Annotated in this window: 1 protein-coding gene; it reads left to right on the top strand. The window is 45.0% G+C overall.

All coding sequences use genetic code 11. The features are described from left to right. Positions 1-1,364 (top strand): TonB-dependent receptor plug domain-containing protein (locus tag R2Q85_RS24510; RefSeq protein ID WP_316814443.1); only part of this gene is annotated, 1,364 nt, incomplete at both ends.

Raw genomic sequence — 1,364 nt, 5'->3', positions numbered from 1 at the left:
CTGGTGCTGATCGATGGTGTGGAAGGCTCCTTGTCCAGGATAAATCCGGAAGATATTGAGCAGTTCAGTGTGCTGAAAGATGCCTCTGCAACAGCTGTTTATGGGGTGCGTGGTGCTAATGGCGTGATCCTGATCACGACCAGAAAAGGCAGCATAGGTACGCCAAAGATCGGTATAACCAGCCAGATCAGGATGCAAAAGGTATTGGATTTTCCGAATTTTCTAAGATCCTATGATTTCGCCATGTTAAATAACGAGGCGCGTAAAAATCAGGGTCTTCCTGAAATTTATTCAGCGGAAGATCTGGAGCATTACCGTACAGGTGACGATCCTTATGGCTGGCCGGATGTGGACTGGAAAGGTGTATTGCTGAAAGACCAGTTCTATGAACAACAGTACGTTGGAAATGTTTATGGTGGGACAGAACGGGTGTCCTATTATTTATCAGGTGAGTTTAACCAGTCCGGTGGCCCGTTCATTGAAAATAAAGAGAAGAATACACAGCATAGGTACAGACGTTATAATCTTAGGACCAACCTTGATTTTAAGGTCACTAAAACTACTGACCTGGGTGTGAAAGTGAATGGCAGGTTGAATGACACACATTACTCACTAAAAGGTGAAAGTAGCGGACAGCGGGTGGCTGGTCCCGGATGGAGTGATATTACGGCAAGGACCCCGCTCACTGCCCCGATATACAATGCTAACGGTACCTATGCCTATGGCGGTTCGAACCTGCCGAATAACCCGGTGGCTGATTATATGGAAGGAGGTTTTGCCCAACGGCTGCAAAGCGGTTTGGAATCTAACTTTACACTGAACCAGAAGTTAGATTTTGTAACACCGGGGCTTTCATTCAGAGGCTTGTTTGCTGCGAACTTTGGATCGGGCAGTGCGAAAGCATTAAACACAAGAAGTGCTGAGATCTGGGCGTATGATAAAATTACCAAAACCTATACATTAATGGCCGGGGCCGGAATTCCAGCTTATACCTTGGGTAGTAATTTCAGTGATTTCAGCCGCATACAACAGGTTGAAGCTGCCTTGAACTATGATAAAGCGATTGGCATGAACCACAAAATAACAGCCATGGCCATTGCTACCCAGACCACCAAAGAGGCTTCGTTCATTATTCCTACTATTTTCAAAGGAATGGCCGGCAGGGTTACTTATGCTTATAAGGATAAATACCTTGCTGAAGGAAATGTAGGCTATAACGGTTCTGATGCATTTAGTAAATCGAAACGTTATGCATTTTTCCCTTCCGGTGCCATTGGATGGGTAGCTTCAGAAGAAAGCTTTATAAAGGATAATGTGAAGTTTCTGGATTTTCTGAAGTTCAGGGGGTCCTATGGTGAAGTAGG

Source organism: Pedobacter heparinus (genome assembly GCF_032678725.1).
GTDB classification, from domain to species: Bacteria; Bacteroidota; Bacteroidia; order Sphingobacteriales; family Sphingobacteriaceae; genus Pedobacter; species Pedobacter heparinus_A.
The sequence above is the reverse complement of the archived record's forward strand: the minus strand, read 5'-3'. Positions and strand labels throughout refer to the sequence as shown.